Raw genomic sequence first — 17,931 nt, forward strand, 5'->3', positions numbered from 1 at the left:
TTTCGCATGATTTACGAATTTTCTGCTCGCGCACACACATTGTTGTCGTCATCGCTTCTTAGTATCCGCACCCAAACACGGAGAAGCTCCATGATATCGCTAGCTGAAGAATTACCAGCGGAAGAACTATTCCCATTGTCACTGCTTGCTGAAGCAGCATCTACGGTGATTTCAGCAGATGCGGGAGCACTGCAATATGGTGATCCTGCAGGGTACGGACCGCTTCGGGAGTGGCTCGCAGGGGATTGGCTTAAAGAAAAAGGGGTAAATGTTGTTGAGGGTGGAGTTCTGCTAACAACGGGTAGCCAGCAAGCCATTGATTTGTTGTCGCGGGTGTATATTGATCCAGGAGATCGTGTATTAGTAGAAAATCCGACCTCACCAGGATTTTTGCAGACTCTTCGGATGCAGGGGGCCGTTATTATTCCTGTACAGGGTGATTTGGACGGGCTTGATCCGGAGCATTTGCGGAGCCAGATTGAGCTGCATAAGCCGAAAATGCTGTTCGCAACCCCTAGCTTTACTAATCCAAGCGGCATTTTATGGAGTCTGGAGAGACGCCGCGCAGTATTGGATTTATGTATCGCATATAACATCTTGATTGTGGAAGATGATTCTTATGGGGATTTGCACTTCCAGAAGCAGGGTGAACAAAAGGCTAAAAGATATCCGTCTTTGTATGCACTGGAAAATATCAGCGATGGCGGACACGTGCTTTATATCGGTTCGTTCAGCAAGACCGTTGCGCCCGCGCTGCGGACGGGCTGGGCGGCAGGCAGCCGAGTCTTGATCAGAATGATGTCTGCGGCTAAGCAGATGGCCGATTGGCAGTCGAGCGCATTAAATCAGCGGCTGCTGCATCATTTATTGGATGTGTCTGCGTTTGATCTGCGTGAGCATATCGCGCAGCTGAATCGAGAGTATAACACCCGTCTGAAGCTTATGGTGGAACTGCTCAAGCGGCCTGCTTGGAAGGGCAGCTACTATGACCTTCCATCAGGAGGCATGTTCCTGTGGGTCGCACCACCAGAGGGAATGGATGTTATGGCGTTGCTCAAATGTGCGCTAGGTAAGGGAGTGGCTTTTTTGCCAGGTCCGTTATGTAGTGTAGATGGAGTCAGCAATCACCTTCGCCTTAACTTTAGCCATCCCGGCCGGGATGAGCTGCTGCTTGGCATGAATCTGATGAGCGAAGCGGTTAAGGAGTTCACAGCACGGAGTTAGGTAGTGGAATGAAAGTTGGGAATGAAATGATTGAAATGAATGATAACACAAGACACTTTTAGAGCTAAAACAAGGACAGAATTACAAGTCGGGCAAGACGAAGTTCGTGATGTGAGATTAATTAGGGAAATCCTCCCTAAAACTGGTCGATTTGAACTCTAAAATGGACTGTTTAGGGAATTTCTCCCTAAAAAATCAAGGGATTCCCCGTTTTAGGGGTAAATCTGGCGAAAATCAGGGAAGATTTCCCTAAAATGCGGTTTTTAGCGTGTGAATCGAAGAATATTGGGGAGGATTTCCCTAATAACTTAGTGTGCCTTTTTCGGAATGGTGTTTTTAAAGCTTATTTTGCTTTGAATGATTCAGCAAGAGTAGCTTGTTAAAGCAAGAGTAGAGAAAATAGTAATTAGTAAATAAGGCTCGTGTTCGAGAGTGTAAATAAGTTAAATAAGTACAGGCACTTAGAGCCGGATGAGGTACGCAGAGATATGAACGTGGTAAGAGTGAGATACGAACGCGAATGAAATCTGAATGTGGACGAATGAGTTACTAATGTGATGAGAATGATTTGCGAACGTGGGAAGAGCGAGTTAAACACGCGGTAAGAATGTAATACGAATGTGGTATGTATGAGTACTAATGAGATATGAGTAAAATAAGACATGGTACGTATGAGATACTAGTGTGTTAAAAATGTAATCTAAATGTGGTATGAGTGTAGTAAGAGCGTGGTACGCACCAGATACTAATATGTTAAGTGTAAGTTAAGAACATGGAATGCACAGAGATAGGATTTAAATAAGATTAGACATACGAAAAAGCATCCCGTAGGTGGGATGCTTTTTGGCGTTATTTACACATGTTATGTGTGCATCAGAATAATAAGTTTAAAGTCTGAGTAAATGATTAGAACCGAGCTAAAAGAATAAGACCCGACTAAAAAGAAATAGTCGATAGAAGTACTGTCCCGGCTAGGTTAGCTAATTAATGGGATGATTGCTGTTATTGGGTACGCCGCTTGTTATCGCGGCATATTCCACCAGCGCCGCATGACCGGCTGGGGTTAGGGTGTAACGCCCACGGCTTACCCGGTGAAACCAGCCGTAGTAGTTGTTCTGAAGCATAGCGGCGGCGGTGGGTACGCCGCTACGCTTCCGCAGCTCGGCCGGAGTGATGCCGGCCGAGCGGGGAGCGCTTCCTGCGGCCAATACGGCCGCTGGAAGCGTGCTTGAGGCAGCGCTAGGGGCACCGCTTCGCGTGCCTACCGCCGCTGCCTCCCGTGCTGCCGCGTCCCCGGCAGCACGGCTCTCCGGCGCTGAGCTCAGCGCCGGAACCTGTTCAGCGGTGCCCGCCGCTGAACGTTTGGCAGCTGCGAGCGAAGCCTTCGCAGCTGCCTTCTCTGCAGCGGCGGCGGCGTCCGCCTCCGCTGCTTGCAGAGAAAGCGCGACACGCAGCGCTTTCTCGCGGTAGGCCGTCACGAGCTTGACGCGCGTGCTGCCGCCGGTGTTGTAGTCTCCGCTGCGCTCGCGGAACTCATAGAGCAGGCGCTCGCGCCGCCGCTTATTGCTGCGCTGCGCAGGCGGCTTCTCGTCTGGCTCTACGAGCACCTCGACCAGCGGTGCTTTGGTCTTATAAAAGATAACAGTGATCAGCCCAAGACCGAGCCGGCGGCATAATCCGCTAAGCTCGCCCCAGCGCTGGTTCACCGCTCCTTTTTTATCACGGACACGTTCCACTGCGAGATAGACGGTAGGACTGAGCTTCAACCGTTCTACCCCTTGCAGCAGCAAGGCGAGATTGAATGATTTTTTCATCTCCACGATCAGAGGATGCTCAACGTCCTCCCGAATCCCCACCAAATCGCAGGTCCGAACCTCACCTTTGATGCTGTAACCCTGCTTTTCAAAAAAAATCTTCAAAGGAGCATACAGCTCCGTTTCATGTCGTACCGCCATCTTGTCACTCCCGTAGGCCTTTATTTTCGGGTTTCCCAATAAGGTTTTACAGCCATTTTCTGATTCTCTATTATAGCACAGTAAAAAAGAGGTCAACTATTCCGCGCTTGCCGCATAGGTATGTAATACACTTTTTAACGCTATAGGAGAGCAAGTAGAAGAGCAAGTAGGAGCGCAAGAGGAGGCAGCGAGCAATGGACATTTTTGAGCGTATAGCTTCGTATCGGGCTGAGAACGACCGGTTGGCGTGGAGCGGCACCTTCAAGCAGTATATAGAACTGTTGAGAAAAGACCCCTCTCCCGCAAAAACCGCTCACTCCCGCGTTTATGACATGATTAAGTCGCACGGCGTAGAGGACATAAACGGACGCAAACGGTATAAGTTTTTTGAACAGGAGATTTTTGGACTTGATCGTGCAGTCGAAAAGTTGGTCGAGGAATATTTTCACTCTGCAGCACGTCGGCTTGATGTTCGCAAACGGATTTTGTTATTGATGGGACCTGTCAGTGGGGGGAAATCGACCCTGGTCACGCTGCTTAAACGTGGTTTGGAACAGTACTCGCGCACAGATGCGGGTGCGGTATACGCAATAGAGGGCTGCCCGATGCATGAGGACCCGCTGCATTTGATCCCGCTGGAGCTCCGTCCGGAGATTGAGAAGGAACTTGGTGTACGTATTGAGGGCAACTTGTGCCCATCCTGCCAGATGCGTCTAAGAAATGATTATGCTGGCGACATTGAGCAGGTTAAGGTGACGCGTGTTATTCTGTCAGAAGAAGAGCGGGTAGGGATTGGTACTTTTAGTCCATCTGATCCGAAGTCTCAGGATATCGCCGATTTGACAGGAAGTATTGATTTTTCGACCATTACTGAATTTGGTTCGGAATCTGATCCACGCGCTTACCGTTTTGATGGGGAGTTGAACAAGGCTAACCGTGGGCTGATGGAATTTCAGGAAATGCTCAAATGCGACGAAAAGTTTTTATGGAACCTGCTTTCACTGACGCAAGAAGGCAATTTCAAGGCTGGCCGCTTCGCGTTGATAAGTGCGGACGAAATGATAATTGCTCATACAAATGAAACCGAGTATAAGTCGTTTATTTCTAATAAAAAGAATGAAGCGCTCCAGTCCCGTATGATTGTTATGCCTGTTCCGTATAACCTCAGAGTTTCGGAAGAGGAAAAAATCTACGCGAAGCTGATCGCCCAGAGTGATATGAGTCATGTGCATATTGCACCACATGCGCTGCGTGCCGCCGCTATTTTTTCCATCCTAACCCGTCTTAAAGAAAGCAAAAAACAAGGTATGGATCTGATCAAAAAGCTGCGGATGTACGATGGTGAAGAGGTCGAGGGCTATAAAGAGGCCGATCTTAAGGAGATGCAAACGGAGTATTTAGATGAGGGCATGTCCGGAATTGATCCGCGTTATGTTATCAACCGCATTTCCAGCGCTCTGATCAAAGGAGATCTGCAGTGCATGAACGCACTGGATGTCCTGCGGGCGATAAAGGATGGCCTGGATCAGCATCCGTCGATTACAAAAGAGGAGCGGGAGCGTTATTTGAACTTCATCTCCATTGCCCGCAAGGAATATGATATTTTAGCGAAAAGCGAAGTACAAAAGGCATTTGTCTACTCCTTTGAGGAATCTGCAAAGACACTTTTTGAAAATTATCTAGATAATATCGAAGCTTTCTGCAATTGGTCGAAAATTCGTGATCCGCTGACGGATGAGGAAATGGAGCCGGATGAGCGGTTAATGCGTTCGATTGAAGAGCAAATTGGAATCTCTGAGAATGCAAAAAAAGCGTTCCGTGAAGAGATCCTGATCCGGATTTCCGCGTATTCACGCAAAGGGAAGAAATTCGAGTACAACAACCACGACCGCCTGCGTGAAGCGATTGAGAAAAAGCTGTTCACAGACCTCAAAGATATTGTCAAAATCACCACCTCGTCCAAAACACCTGATGAAAGTCAGCTCAAACGAATCAATGAGGTATGCGCCAGACTTATTGATGGGCATCACTACTGCCCAATCTGCGCCAACGAGCTGCTGAAATACGTGGGAAGTCTGCTTAACCGTTAAAAAAGAATTCATTTATGCGGGGTGTTCCAAAAGCCATGAACATGGCTGTGGAGCACTCTTTTTTTGCCCTTCCATGTTGTATCTTCCTCCTTTTACCCTCCTAATGTTAATCTAAACGCCGCAACCCGTCTGACTAATGTGGCTGTTGTGCGTAGGAAGTTGCTAAAGGATACAGGTGACCCTAAACGTAGATTTTGAGTATATTTCGCAGGCTATCGGACCCCATGGTCGCTATTAGCAGGAAAAACCCTAAATATGAGCCTTTTTTTGAGTAATAGCTGCAGTGGAGTCCGAAACTCCGCTCAAAAGGCGATATTTTTGCAAATAACGTCATCTGGGTCCTTTAGTCAGTCGTAGGGAGCAACTGAACGGAAGAGTAAGTAGGTTACGTGAATCCAGCGTTGTCTACTTCGAGGCTTACCCAAAATGATGGTGACTAAGAATACGCAGAGTTATGATCCTTTTGTAAATGGAGGATCACTGCTCTGTTTTTTTATACAGGCAATAATGCAGCTCAGCAAAACAGGAACAGTCCATCTCCAGCGCAGTTGATATAATGAAATCACCGTACGGGGAAAGGCTGGTGCTGCACTTGAATTACAGTAAAGATATAGAAAAATGTGTTGAATATATAGAAGCTCATATCAAAGAAAATATAACGGTGGAAGAAATAGCGACGGAGGTCGGATATTCGGTGTATCATTTTTGCCGAGTGTTCAGCTTGTGCAAGGAAATGTCTGTGATGGAGTATGTGCGGAGCCGAAAATTATCCTTAGCCTCAATTGAATTATTTGCTGGAAAAAAGATCATTGATATTGCGCTGGACTATGGTTTTGAAACACAAAGTGGCTTTACTAAAGCTTTTCGCAAAACCTTTGGTTATAGTCCGACACAATATGCAGCGCGGATGGATGGGTTTAGTAAAGGAAATTCAATATTTGATATCGGAGGTTATATTATGAATCCTGTTTTTGTTCGTAAGCCTGCTTTTAAGGTGGCAGGTTATGGTATCCAAACTAATGTTGCGGGTAGTATGTACACTAAGGATATTGCTTCTTTTTGGAGCCATTATGAGGGTGAAAACCTGGAGTCCAAAATGTATAAAATACTAAACCCGCCTAAACACGGAGAAGTTGGTTTATGTATTCCGTCTTCAGATAACGGTAATGCCACCTATCTTTTGGGTGTTATTGTTGAGGACTACTCCAAGGTAGAAGCTGATATGTTGACGATGGATGTGCCAGAAGCCGAATATGCCGTGTTCACAACACCTCCAGTGGATACTTCAACGGATACAGAGCAAATAGAGTTTGCCCAAGTCATAAAAAGCAGCTGGAAGTACATCTTCGAAGAGTGGTTTAAGGACAGTGGTTACGTTTATGACGAGACTAAGCTGGATTTTGAGTTTTACGATGAACGCTGCCATTCGCGGCCAGATACAGTGATGGAGATTTACGTTCCTGTGAAAAAGTTGACTGAATAGTCGATAAGGGCAAAGACCGCGCGGTGATAATTGTAATTTCAGAAATGTTTGGACTTTAGGTCGCTGACAAAGGCGAACGCTACGCGCCTACATTTTCAAACTTCCTTACGTTACGTTCACCTGAGCATTTGCCATGTGCAGTTATTAAGTTGATATGAGGGTGTCGATGGAGGTCCGCAACGTGTTACCGCTGTGGGTCTCCTTTTTTAGGAACTCTCATATGGAAACCAATGATACTTTTGGGGTGTTTTTTTATCTAATCAGTTTATGTTTGACGAGTATGATCTTCCGTAGTGTAATAGAGTCAATAAGTAAGGTAATTCGAAAATAACAGGGAGTGAAGCAGATGATTAGAGAAGCGAGAGCTGATGACTGGAAAGACATAGCGGAATTATTAGAACAGTTGGGATATCCGGATACAGAAGTGTTCATGCAAGAAAAAATAGAAAAGCTAATCCTACATCCGGACGAGGAATTATTGGTTTTTGAGGAAGATGATCAAGTGGTAGCTTGTATTTCCATGCATTACATACCCCAATTAGGTCTGGTAGGAGAGACTGCAATTATAAGTTATCTTGTGGTGAGCAATGCCATTAGGAGCAAAGGTATTGGACGAAAGCTTGAGGAGTATTGCGCTGATTTAGCTAGAAAAAGAAACTGTGATAAAATTCAGGTTCATTGTCATTCCAGAAGAACTGATGCGCATAGATTTTATGCTCGACAAGGATTTGTTGAGGCTCCAAAATATTTCTCGAAGTCGTTAAAAGAATCTGAATCCTCATTTTAGTCATAGCAAAAAGCGGCAGACCAGGGTGTTAATACCCGTTTAGGTCTGCCGCTTTTTTTAGTTTAAATAAACTTCCGCTGCACCTTTTTGCCATCGTATGAAAAACGCGCCTTTTTGTCTTCCACAACCGTCTGTAGATGAACCGTCCGCCCCCATAAAGAGTAGATGTGAGGGAGTGTGCGCTCCAGATACTTCAGATCCAGCTCGATGCTTTCATAGCGATGAGTTATAAATAATTCACCATTCTTCTCGAAGTCTGCGTCCTCAATGACCAAGTAAGGAGACCCGCCATTGACCCGGGCGAGCACCAGTTGATCTCGTACATTTTCCCATGCTTTATCGGTGATTTTCCATTCGGGGCCTTTTTTCTCAAAAACATAAAGATCGAGGTCGTTCACCAATTCCTTCGACAGATAGCTGCGGATAAAGGAGGTATCGGATTCCAACTCACGTACTTCAAAGATTTTCTCACGGTCCCAGCGGCGTTCGATGTCTTCAAAGATTTTCAGCCCCAGATAGTAAGGATTCAGGCTTTGCCGTGAGGGCTGCACGACGGATGAATTTAGTTTTGCGTATTCCACTGTTTCCTCTTCGGTCAGATCTAGTTCGCGAACGATGCGCTGATGCCAGTACGAAGCCCAGCCTTCGTTCATGATTTTTGTCTCCATCTGTGGCCAGAAGTAGAGCATTTCGTCATGGAGCATCGTCATAATGTCACGCTGCCAATCCTCCAAAACAGTGGAATATTGCTGGATAAACCAGACCATATCTTTTTCTGGCTCAGGGGGGAAAGCACGGTTTCCAGAGAATGCTTCCTGCGGCCCGGTATTGCTTTTATCTAAATTCCATAATTCGTCATAAGGATTGGTTGATTTCGAGCCGCCTGGAGGGGCGTCTTTGAGCTCCTTCATCTTAGCTTCCAGTAGGTGAGTTTTGCCCAGCTTGCGTGGCTGGATCAGACTGGGGTCTATATGCTCCTGGATAGCCAGCACTGAATCGATGAAGCTCTCCACAGCATCAGTTCCGTAAGTTACAGAATAACCGGCAATCCGATCTGCTGTAGCTGACATGCTCTCGACCATATCTCGGTTGGACATGGAGAAACGCATATTATTTTTGAAAAAATCACAGTGCGCTAGCACATGGGCAACGATCAGCTTATTCTGAATCAGTGAATTTCCATCCAGCAGGAAGGCATAACAAGGGTTGGAGTTAATAACGAGCTCGTATATTTTGCTCAGTCCGAAATCGTATTGGGATTTCATTTTATGAAAGGTTTTTCCAAAACTCCAGTGTCCAAATCGTGTAGGCATTCCATAAGCGCCGAATGTATAAATAATATCTGCGGGGCATATTTCATAACGCATGGGATAAAAATCTAAACCGAAGCCAGTGGCTATTTCCGTAATCTCGGCAATGGCCCGCTCTAGCGCATTAATTTCTTCGCTTGGCATGAATCTTTCTCTCCCTCCAGCTTGGGCTTATGCTGCAACCTATTCTGACAAGGCTGCAAAGGTTCCGCGACAATGTCCGGGACTGTTCCATTTAAGTATATGGGAGAGAAGATGAGTGTATGACGTTCTGAATTTCTGAGTGAAGATAATGTGATTTTGTATACATTATTGGAAGGAAGCACTAGCTTTTTTTGTATGCGAATTCTATCAACGGTATCCTTCTCGGTGAATTCGGACTCAGATGACGTTATTTGCAAATTTCCAGCCTTTTGATCAGGGTTTCGGACCCCACAGACGCTATCCCACAGAAAGAGGCTCATATATGGTGTCTTTCTTCCCAATAGCGGCAATGGGGTCCGTTAGCATACCAAAAGTGGAATAATACTGCGATTAGTGTCATCTGTGTCCGATAGGTGCCCAATAGGTGCCCAATAGATGTTCCATATGTGTTCGAGGAGCAGTTCCATAGGTGCCCGATAGAAGCTCCACAAGTATCCGATTAGTACTCCATAAGTGTTCGAAAAGTGCTCCACAAGTGTCCAATTAGTGCTTCACAAATTCCCAATTGCTCACCACACGAGCATAAGCAGTCGAGAGAACGTAACCTTCCCCATAGTTCCCAAACCCTCAGTACACAAACCTCCGTTGCGCCCAATAGCTGAATAGGAAGATTGAAGCCTCGGTCAGTAGCTTGGCGGCGACAAGCGGAATAATCAGCTTTTCATTATAGAAATAGAGTAGCCCATAGTTGAACAACAATACGAGGATCACCAGCGCAAAATATTTGGGAAGCGATGCCTGAATCTTGGAGCGTTTGCCGCCCGTGAAGACATATTTTCGGTTCATAGAATAGTTGAAGACAGAGCTGCACAATCTCGCGGCCGCGACGGACAGGAATAGGTTATGGCTGAGCCTCTGAAACAGGAATAAGAGTGTGAAGTCGAGCAGGGCTGACAGCAGCGAAGAAGTGCTGAACATCAGTATCGGCAGATAAATCCGGAAGGAGTCCATCAGAGGCCGGAAATGGGATGATTTATTATCGTCCAGATAGACGGTATCGATGTACTCTTCCGTAATGGTGTACCCCTCTTTATGGGCAGTCAGCAGCATGTTCATTTCATATTCAAAACGTTCGCCGGGAATCTGGCATAGCCAATCAAGCATTGATAGGGGGTAGCCGCGCAGCCCAGTCTGTGTATCATAAATCTTAGTGCCTGTAGTTAAGGAAAAGACCGTCCGGGTTACAGAGTTGCCGAAGCGGCTGCGCAGAGGAATGGTTCCGGTGAACCGGCGGCTGCCGAGTACGATTCCCGGGGTAGTCTGGTTCCGCAGAGATTCAACGATCCGGTTAATATCATAAGGCAGATGTTGGCCGTCGCTATCCGCGCAGACTACATAATCCGGCAGACCGGCCTCCTGAATATACTGGAACCCTGTCTTCAGAGCACGTCCTTTTCCGAGGTTGACTTCATGGGTTAGGACAGTGCAGCCGAATGCTTCGGCCATATCGAAGATTCCACGGTAGTGCGGGCCGCTGCCGTCATCCACAAGAACAATAGGTTCAAGCCGGAAATTATGCAGCTGTAAAATCAAATCGAGCAGTCGTTCATCGGGCTCATAGGCTGGGATCAGTATAGTCATGATGTTGCATCCTCCTTGATATAAAGAATGTCGCTGACGCCCCGCTCCTTGTTTTTGCCCTGCGGATTATTTACGACCCGTCCCATGAAGTACATAGTGGATGAACCACCGCCGTCCAGATTGTAGGCTTCTGTGGCGCCAAGGACGGACATTACATCAGCTAGCTCAGTAAGGGTCATCCCACGGCTGTACCCTTCATTGCGCCCGTCAACTACGACAAACACATAATGGTTTGGTGCGATCATACCAACTGCGGTGCGGGGATTCGCGTTCTGGATGGAATGGTTGCCGAAGTTGGTATCGATTTTGACATTGCTGAAATCACTGGCAATCTCCCCGTCCTGAATCAGAATCGGACCAAAGGAAAGGGTATCGGTGGCCCCTTGCGCCAGCAGTTCAGAGGAAGAAATCTCTTCCTCGTTATAGGTTTGCATTGTCCCATCATCGAACAGCGCCATTGCATCCCGCACAGGATCATCACGATACACCGTGCCGTTACGGATTATCACTCCGTCATTGCGGAAGCCATAGTAATCACCATTGATGGCAAAAATCGCATGGTTCGCGGAAGCAATGTCCGAGGTATCCTCAGTGATGTTTGTTCCAAAGCTGTTGTCGGCAAAAGCAGTGCGCAGACTGCTCGCTTCCTTGAGGACGATATCAGCGACAAAATAAGTGATCTGTTCTGAACCGGAACCGGTCTGCACTTGGTCGATCTGGATCTGAATATCATCGCTGGAGTAATTCCAGTCGTCAGAGGTTGCGTTAACTTCGGCAGTTGTAACGGCTGTAGCTCCTGAGCTGCTAGTTGTAGCTGCATCATCCGCAACTACGACTTCGACATGTTCGATTAAGAAACGATCTGCCAGACTATATATCACTGTGCCGAGAAGCAGGAGGACAATGATCATCACGATCAGCAGCTTTCGTTTGAAGCTCCAGGCTTGCTTACTTCTCTTGTTCAACATTGAAGCATCACCTCATTTTGTAAGTTGTTAAGGCCATAATACCTGGGCTACCTTTAATGAAACTGAAATAAAAGCTGAAATAAAAACCGAAATAGTAAGAGCTCCGGGAAATTGGTATAATTTAACGAAGAGGTTTTCGACTACGGGGAGGTTTGGACATGCCACAGCGTGTGCTGCTGATTGAGGACGACGAAGCAATCAGTGAAATGGTCAGGTCTTATTTGGTAAAAGAAGGTTATGAGATTGAAGCTGTATTTGACGGTGAAGTAGCGGAGAGAACATTTCGGACCGGTGGTCCATTTGATCTTGTGCTGTTAGACCTTATGCTGCCGAAGCGAAGCGGGACTGACATTCTTCAGACTATCCGTGCGGGGAGTCTGGTTCCAGTGTTGATCATGTCCGCTAAAGACAGTGATGTAGATAAAGCGCTTGGGTTAGGCTTTGGGGCGGATGATTATATTACGAAGCCCTTTTCTATGATTGAGCTAGCGGCTAGGGTGAAGGCAGCGATCCGTCGTGCAGGTTATGCATCTCCCAGTATCCAAGTGGAAGATCAAGCTCCGGTGAAGCAAATGATCTCCATTGGCCGATTGACTGTAGATTTAGATAACTTCTCTGCGTTGAAGAACGGGGAAGAAGTAAAGCTAACGTCGAAGGAATTTCATATTCTTAAGCTGTTTGTGACGCATCCGGGCCGAGTATTTACCAAAGCGCAGATTTATGCGAGCGTATGGGAGGATGATTATTTCGGGGATGAGAACGTCATTAATGTACATATGAGAAGATTGCGTGAAAAAATAGAAGACGATCCCTCCCATCCCGAATACATTAAGACGTTATGGGGCATCGGGTATAAGCTGGGAGAACAGCTATAATGATAGCGGTGCTAGGTGTTGTCATTGTGCTCTTACTCGCCGTCATTGTGTGGCAATATCAGAATTCGCGTAAAGCTTCTAATGATTTGCGATATATGCATGACAAGTTAAGCAGCATTATGGAGGAAGGCTCACATGAAAGATTGCTGCTGTTCAGCGGTAATTTGGAGCTGCAGAGCGTGCTGATTGACCTGAACCGGCTGCTGGATATCAATCATAAAGGAAGCATTGAGCGCGTTAGGCTGGAGAAATCCATGCGTAATATGCTGTCTAATATTTCTCATGATCTTAAGACTCCGCTAACGGTTGTGCTTGGTTATATTGAGACCATTCAACAGGATGAGCATTTGCCGGCCGGGGAACGGGAACGAATGATGAAGATGATTCATCAAAAAGCCAATGAAGTGATCCAGCTGATGAACAAGTTTTTTGATTTGTCCAAGCTGGAATCTGGGGATCGGGAAATTGCGCTTTCACGAGTTGAGGCAGGTGAAGTATGCAGACGCAACATCCTTTCTTTCTATGATATCCTCAGCGCTAAGGGCAGTGAGGTAGAGATTGAGATTCCGGATGAGGCTGTTTACTTCATGGGAAATGAAGAGGCTCTTGATCGAATATTGTCCAATCTGTTGTCGAACGCAATTTCTTATGGCGACGCTGGGAGCGTATTAGGATTAAGGCTCTATAGTGATGAGAACAAAGTATACATAGAGGTGTGGGACCGGGGAAAAGGCATCAGTGAAGTACACCAGGATAAAGTATTTGAGCGTCTGTATACGCTGGAAGACTCAAGAAATCGGGCTTATCAAGGCAGCGGTCTAGGTCTGACGATCACCAAAAGATTAACGGAGCAAATGAATGGAACGATTACACTGGTTAGTCAGCCGTATGTGAGAACGGTGTTTACCCTTACTTTTCGCAGATTACGCTTCTAAGGAATAGAATTGTGCGCAGCTTAAGATTTTCGTAAGAAACGAGTAATAAAAAAGAAAATTCTGCTGTGTACAATAAGAACTAAGGAAGACGAGACGAAAACAAAGGGGAGCGCGGAATTGACTACAATACTTCGGACAAGAAATTTAACGAAAACCTATCAAGGTAAAGAAGTCGTCAGCAATGTGAATATGAATATTAAGCAAGGTGAAATTTACGGGTTTCTTGGACCCAATGGTGCTGGCAAAACTACCGTGATGAAAATGGTCACGAACCTCGTTAAACCTACGAGTGGAGAAATTGAATTTTTTAATGAAAAAATGACTGAGCATTCTTACGAAATGCTGAAGCGGATGGGCTGCATCATTGAATATCCAGTGTTTTATGATAAATTGACAGCCAAAGAAAATCTGATTTTGCACGGAGAGTACATGGGCTATTATGATCCGCAAGCGATTGGTGAAGCGCTGGAGCTGGTAAAGCTCACAGGTGTCGATAAAAAGCCGGTGAAGCAATTTTCACTTGGGATGAAGCAACGTCTGGGTATTGCCAGAGCCTTCATGACGAAACCTGAGCTGCTCATTTTGGATGAGCCGATTAATGGGCTAGATCCTGTGGGAATCAAGGAGATGCGTGAAGTGTTCCGGATGCTTAGCCGTGAATATGGAATGACGTTACTTGTATCTAGTCATATTCTGGGGGAAATAGAGCAGATTGCTGATACGATCGGTGTGATCCGGCAGGGTGCTCTGGTAGAAGAAGTGGCGATGGATTCCATTCGTGGCCAAAATACTGAATATATCGAAGTGGTTACGAATGAGATTAATAAAGCAGTGTATGTGTTGGAGCATAAGCTTGGGCTTAATAATTTCAAAGTACTAGATCATATTACAGTAAGAATCTATGACGGTGGAATCTCACAACGTGATCTGAATAAGGCGTTAGTGCTAGCAGATGTGGAAATTGAGAGTATCAGCAAAAAACAACATACGCTGGAGGATCATTTTCTGCAATTGATTGGGGGTGAAGGCATTGCTTAAATTAATATCTTTGGAGATTCGGAAGAATAAGCTAAAAACGCTTCTTACAGGTGCAGCAATCGTCAATCTTGCGATTCTTGCTTTTATGATTATGGTTTTATTCGTTGATCAAAATGAGAGCGAACCGTCGTTTGCTTCTTATGCAGAGTTGTTTGAGGGCGTGTTCGTTTTTGTAAAGGCTGCTTATATTATTTTCGCTTCGGTTATTATTAGCAAGCTGGTGATTGATGAGTATAAGAACAACACCATTACTCTTCTCTTCATGTATCCTATCTCACGTAAAAAGCTGATGACTGCGAAAATATTGATAGTGTTCGCCTTCACATTTGTGGCCATTATCGTGGCAGATATTGTAGTCGGCGCTATCCTAGTAGGATTCAATTCCTTTGCAGGGCTTATTCCGGGTGAACTGACCCTTCATGTAATCACTTCAGAGCTGATTAAGTTAGGCGCAAACGCTTTTTACGCAGCGGGTATTGCTCTAATCCCATTGTACTTTGGAATGAAGAAAAAATCGGTCCCTGCCACCATCGTCTCAGCTGTGTTAGTTACCTCCCTAATTTCTGGGGGATTTGATCAAGCTCGCTTAGGTAATTTAGCGGCGGTGTCGATCTCACTTGGTTTGCTAGGAGCAGGTATTGCCTATATGGCTATTCGCAACATTGAACATAAAGATATAGCCTAATAGATTCGGAATTCACCCCCTTTTATAACCCTTTTGTAACGATGAAAAAGCATCGTGATTGGGTTATAAAGGGGGAATTTGACGTTTATCTACGACTGATTTCCGTAATTTTGATATAATAGATATGAAATATATTTTAAATTTTAGATGAACATTGCTCGTTTAGGGGTAATGATAATGGATGAGAGAGCCTGAGGGGATGTGAACTGTGGATAAAGACTGGACGTCCATTCTGAGACGGTTGCTTTCGGAAGAGAGCGCTTATAAATCGTTATATGACCATCATCCTGATTTGATATTCGTTCTGGATAGACAAGGTCGCTGCGTAGGAACCAATCGAACTTTTCATCTAGGCTTGAGCGCAGAAGCGAAGTTGCAAAATACAAGTCCGATATCAGCAAAGAGAAAAAAACTTGGCAATATTGCTAGTTTTGAGGCTGCTCTGCAGGGGAACTCCTCAAGCTTTGAGCTACAAGATTTAGAGAATCCCAAAAAAGGCTCAGATTGCGTAGGCGTTAAACTATTACCGATCAGAACGGAAGAAGGGATCGCCGGGGTATTCGCGATTACTCAAGTGGCTAACGGAAGCGCTCTTTTACATGCAAAATTGTTACAAGACTGGCTAGATGAATTAGCGGACACCTTAGATACTGAATTACCTATCACGGGCGAAGTGGAGATCAGCTCCAAAGATACCTCAATAGTAGCTGTGAAGGATCAACAATCGAGTCTCATTCTGAATTCCGTCTCCGCGGGAATCTTTGTGCTGGATACAACGGGGTGCGCTCTATTTATTAACCGTGAGGCAGCGGATATGTTAGGCTACCAACCAACAGAATTGATGGGTTTGAAGCTTATGGATTATATCCATCATATCCAAGGTGATGGTTCGCGTTATTCGACACCTGATTGCCAGATTAGTCTTACGATAGAGGATGGAATCATCCGTAAGAAAGATGATGAGATCTTCTGGCGTAAGGATGGCACCAGTTTTTTTGTTAATTATCGGGTAGCACCTCTTATTGATGAAGGGCTGATCGCCGGTGCGGTTATTGCCTTCAGTGATATTACGAATGAGCGAGAAATCATTCGTGCGAAAGAATCAGCAGAGCAGGCAGCGCAAGCCAAATCTGATTTCTTAATGATGATGAGCCATGAAATTCGGACGCCGATGAACGGGATGATCGGAATGGCTGATCTATTGTTGGATACTGAACTTGGAGAAGAGCAGCGAGGTTATGCCGAGATTTTACGCAGCAGTAGTTATACGTTATTGCAGATCTTGAATGACATTCTTGATTTCAGCAAAATGGAAGCAGGTAAAATGTCACTACAATCCGAGAAGTTTGATCTCCGCGAGATGATCTCAGACGTCATTGATTTATTTGCACCGAAAGCGGAAGAGAAGAAGCTGGCATTACGTTGGTGGATGGATACTAGCGTTCCAACCATAATCATTGCTGATCCGATCCGCTTGCGGCAGATTGTCGTGAATCTGGTAGGCAATGCGCTGAAATTCACGGAACGTGGGAGCGTGACCCTATCGGTGAAGAACATTCCACTATCTGATGAACAAGAATTTTTGTTGGAGTTTTCAGTGCGGGATACAGGTGTAGGAATTGCCGGTAACAAACTCAATCTATTGTTTCAATCTTTCTCACAGCTGCATCCGTCCATAAACCGTAAATATGGAGGCACAGGCTTGGGACTGGCGATTTGTAAACAGCTTGTGGAGCTGATGGGTGGGACGATCTTTGTAGAAAGTGAAGAGAATCAAGGTTCTACGTTTCGTTTTATGTTGCCTTGCAGAGCAGAAGATATAGAGCTGGAAGTAACTTCAAACTAGGGGGGTTACACACAAATCTCCGGTCCATTTGCTTAAGAAGCAATGGCCGGAGATTTGTGTGTTATTAGTCCTGAAGCATATACATGAGACCTACAGTATGCGGCCCACAATGGCTGCCAATTACACAACCCGCATGGAGGATTGCTATTTCATTAACTTGAGTTTTCTCTCGTAGTGCTGCCTCCAGATAGAGCGCATCTTCTTCCGCCAAGGTATGGACCACGATGAGCAACTCATTATCCATTCGATCGACATGAACCAAAGCGTTCTGGAGCATTTGTTCCACAGCTTTTTCTTTTTTGCCACGGATTTTGCTGGTAGGTATGATGCTCCCATCTACCAGTCTAAGAACAGGACGGATTTTGAGCAGACTACCGATGAAGTTCTGCATGCCTGAACAGCGTCCACCCATATATAAGTAATCTAGCGTATCCACAACGAATTCAGTTTCCACAAGGCTGCGGCTGTGCTCCAGCATGGCTGCAATCTCTACGGCAGAGTGGCCCTTTTCAGCAGCTCTGACAGCCTTCATAACAAGGAGGGCAATGCCTCCGCACAAGGTTTGCGAATCTATAACCTGTACGCGTCCCTCAGGAAATTCCCCGGCAGCCAAAAGTGCATTCTGATATGTAGAGGATAGTGAGGAGGAGAGACTGATATATACAATATCTTGTCCGCTGCTAATCACGGGTTGAAATGCAGCAATGAAATCTGCTGGCGAAGGTGCTGCCGTTTTCGGCAATACTCCACTAGCGGCTACACGGCGATACACTTCCTCGGGTGTAATATCTTCACCATCTTTGTAGGTACCTTCTTCAAATACAACATAAAGAGGAACGATGCCGATGTCATAAGTATCCTTCCAGTTTTGAGGTAAATCGGAAGTGCTGTCTGAAAATATTTTTACAGTAGACATGAAATTCTCCTTCACCGATAATTCGGATGACAAT

Annotated in this window: 14 protein-coding genes; 9 read left to right on the top strand and 5 right to left on the bottom strand. The window is 45.6% G+C overall.

Annotated elements, in window-relative coordinates:
* Positions 1 to 6 precede the first annotated feature (6 nt).
* Positions 7 to 1,224, top strand: a complete 1,218-nt coding sequence (locus tag NST94_RS08440) for a PLP-dependent aminotransferase family protein (protein WP_076184673.1) — start codon at positions 7 to 9, stop codon at positions 1,222 to 1,224.
* 980 nt (positions 1,225 to 2,204) lie between these two features.
* On the opposite strand, the gene NST94_RS08445 is transcribed toward NST94_RS08440, so the two are convergent.
* Positions 2,205 to 3,179 carry a DUF2161 family putative PD-(D/E)XK-type phosphodiesterase gene (locus tag NST94_RS08445; RefSeq protein ID WP_339281871.1) on the bottom strand — a complete coding sequence of 325 codons (975 nt, stop codon included), beginning with the start codon at positions 3,177 to 3,179 and terminating at the stop codon, positions 2,205 to 2,207.
* A gap of 194 nt (positions 3,180 to 3,373) precedes the next feature.
* Between NST94_RS08445 and NST94_RS08450 the strand changes: the two genes are divergently transcribed.
* The 3 genes from NST94_RS08450 to NST94_RS08460 all read left to right on the top strand — a co-directional run bounded on the left by NST94_RS08450 (position 3,374) and on the right by NST94_RS08460 (position 7,539).
* Positions 3,374 to 5,269 (top strand): PrkA family serine protein kinase, encoded by a 1,896-nt coding sequence (locus NST94_RS08450; RefSeq protein ID WP_036684429.1) that lies wholly within the window; start codon positions 3,374 to 3,376, stop codon positions 5,267 to 5,269.
* A 556-nt stretch (positions 5,270 to 5,825) separates the two neighbouring features.
* Positions 5,826 to 6,752 (top strand): AraC family transcriptional regulator, encoded by a 927-nt coding sequence (locus NST94_RS08455; protein ID WP_248547664.1) that lies wholly within the window; start codon positions 5,826 to 5,828, stop codon positions 6,750 to 6,752.
* Positions 6,753 to 7,098: 346 nt separating this feature from the next.
* The gene (locus NST94_RS08460) at positions 7,099 to 7,539 is read left to right on the top strand and encodes a GNAT family N-acetyltransferase (RefSeq protein WP_076184672.1); all 441 of its coding nucleotides are present in this window, start codon (positions 7,099 to 7,101) and stop codon (positions 7,537 to 7,539) included.
* A gap of 62 nt (positions 7,540 to 7,601) precedes the next feature.
* Here NST94_RS08460 and NST94_RS08465 read toward each other — a convergent pair whose 3' ends face one another.
* From NST94_RS08465 to NST94_RS08475, 3 genes are all read right to left on the bottom strand, one after another.
* The gene (locus tag NST94_RS08465; protein ID WP_339281872.1) at positions 7,602 to 8,993 is read right to left on the bottom strand and encodes a SpoVR family protein; all 1,392 of its coding nucleotides are present in this window, start codon (positions 8,991 to 8,993) and stop codon (positions 7,602 to 7,604) included.
* A gap of 627 nt (positions 8,994 to 9,620) precedes the next feature.
* Positions 9,621 to 10,634, bottom strand: a complete 1,014-nt coding sequence (locus NST94_RS08470) for a bifunctional glycosyltransferase family 2/GtrA family protein (RefSeq protein WP_339281873.1) — start codon at positions 10,632 to 10,634, stop codon at positions 9,621 to 9,623.
* Positions 10,631 to 11,602: a phosphodiester glycosidase family protein gene (locus tag NST94_RS08475; protein ID WP_339281874.1), complete on the bottom strand. Its 972-nt coding sequence runs from the start codon at positions 11,600 to 11,602 to the stop codon at positions 10,631 to 10,633. Before NST94_RS08475 ends, NST94_RS08470 begins: the two co-directional genes overlap by 4 nt.
* A 158-nt stretch (positions 11,603 to 11,760) precedes the next feature.
* On the opposite strand from NST94_RS08475, the gene NST94_RS08480 reads away from it, so the two are divergent.
* The 5 genes from NST94_RS08480 (at position 11,761) to NST94_RS08500 (ending at position 16,981) form a co-directional block, all read left to right on the top strand.
* Positions 11,761 to 12,477, top strand: a complete 717-nt coding sequence (locus NST94_RS08480) for a response regulator transcription factor (RefSeq protein WP_036684414.1) — start codon at positions 11,761 to 11,763, stop codon at positions 12,475 to 12,477.
* Positions 12,477 to 13,412: a sensor histidine kinase gene (locus NST94_RS08485; RefSeq protein WP_076277543.1), complete on the top strand. Its 936-nt coding sequence runs from the start codon at positions 12,477 to 12,479 to the stop codon at positions 13,410 to 13,412. Before NST94_RS08480 ends, NST94_RS08485 begins: the two co-directional genes overlap by 1 nt.
* A gap of 117 nt (positions 13,413 to 13,529) precedes the next feature.
* On the top strand, positions 13,530 to 14,450 hold the full coding sequence (locus tag NST94_RS08490; RefSeq protein WP_076126453.1) for an ABC transporter ATP-binding protein: 921 nt from the start codon (positions 13,530 to 13,532) through the stop codon (positions 14,448 to 14,450).
* A complete protein-coding gene (locus tag NST94_RS08495; RefSeq protein ID WP_256717259.1) occupies positions 14,434 to 15,135 on the top strand; it encodes an ABC transporter permease in 702 nt (233 codons plus the stop codon). Before NST94_RS08490 ends, NST94_RS08495 begins: the two co-directional genes overlap by 17 nt.
* A 208-nt stretch (positions 15,136 to 15,343) precedes the next feature.
* The gene (locus tag NST94_RS08500) at positions 15,344 to 16,981 is read left to right on the top strand and encodes an ATP-binding protein (protein ID WP_339281875.1); all 1,638 of its coding nucleotides are present in this window, start codon (positions 15,344 to 15,346) and stop codon (positions 16,979 to 16,981) included.
* Positions 16,982 to 17,045: 64 nt separating this feature from the next.
* Here NST94_RS08500 and NST94_RS08505 read toward each other — a convergent pair whose 3' ends face one another.
* Entirely contained in the window at positions 17,046 to 17,897 is an 852-nt protein-coding gene (locus NST94_RS08505) for a DegV family protein (RefSeq protein WP_076126458.1), read from the bottom strand.
* Positions 17,898 to 17,931: the final 34 nt, after the last annotated feature.

Source organism: Paenibacillus sp. FSL H8-0282, assembly GCF_037963825.1.
GTDB lineage: Bacteria > Bacillota > Bacilli > Paenibacillales > Paenibacillaceae > Paenibacillus_AQ > Paenibacillus_AQ odorifer.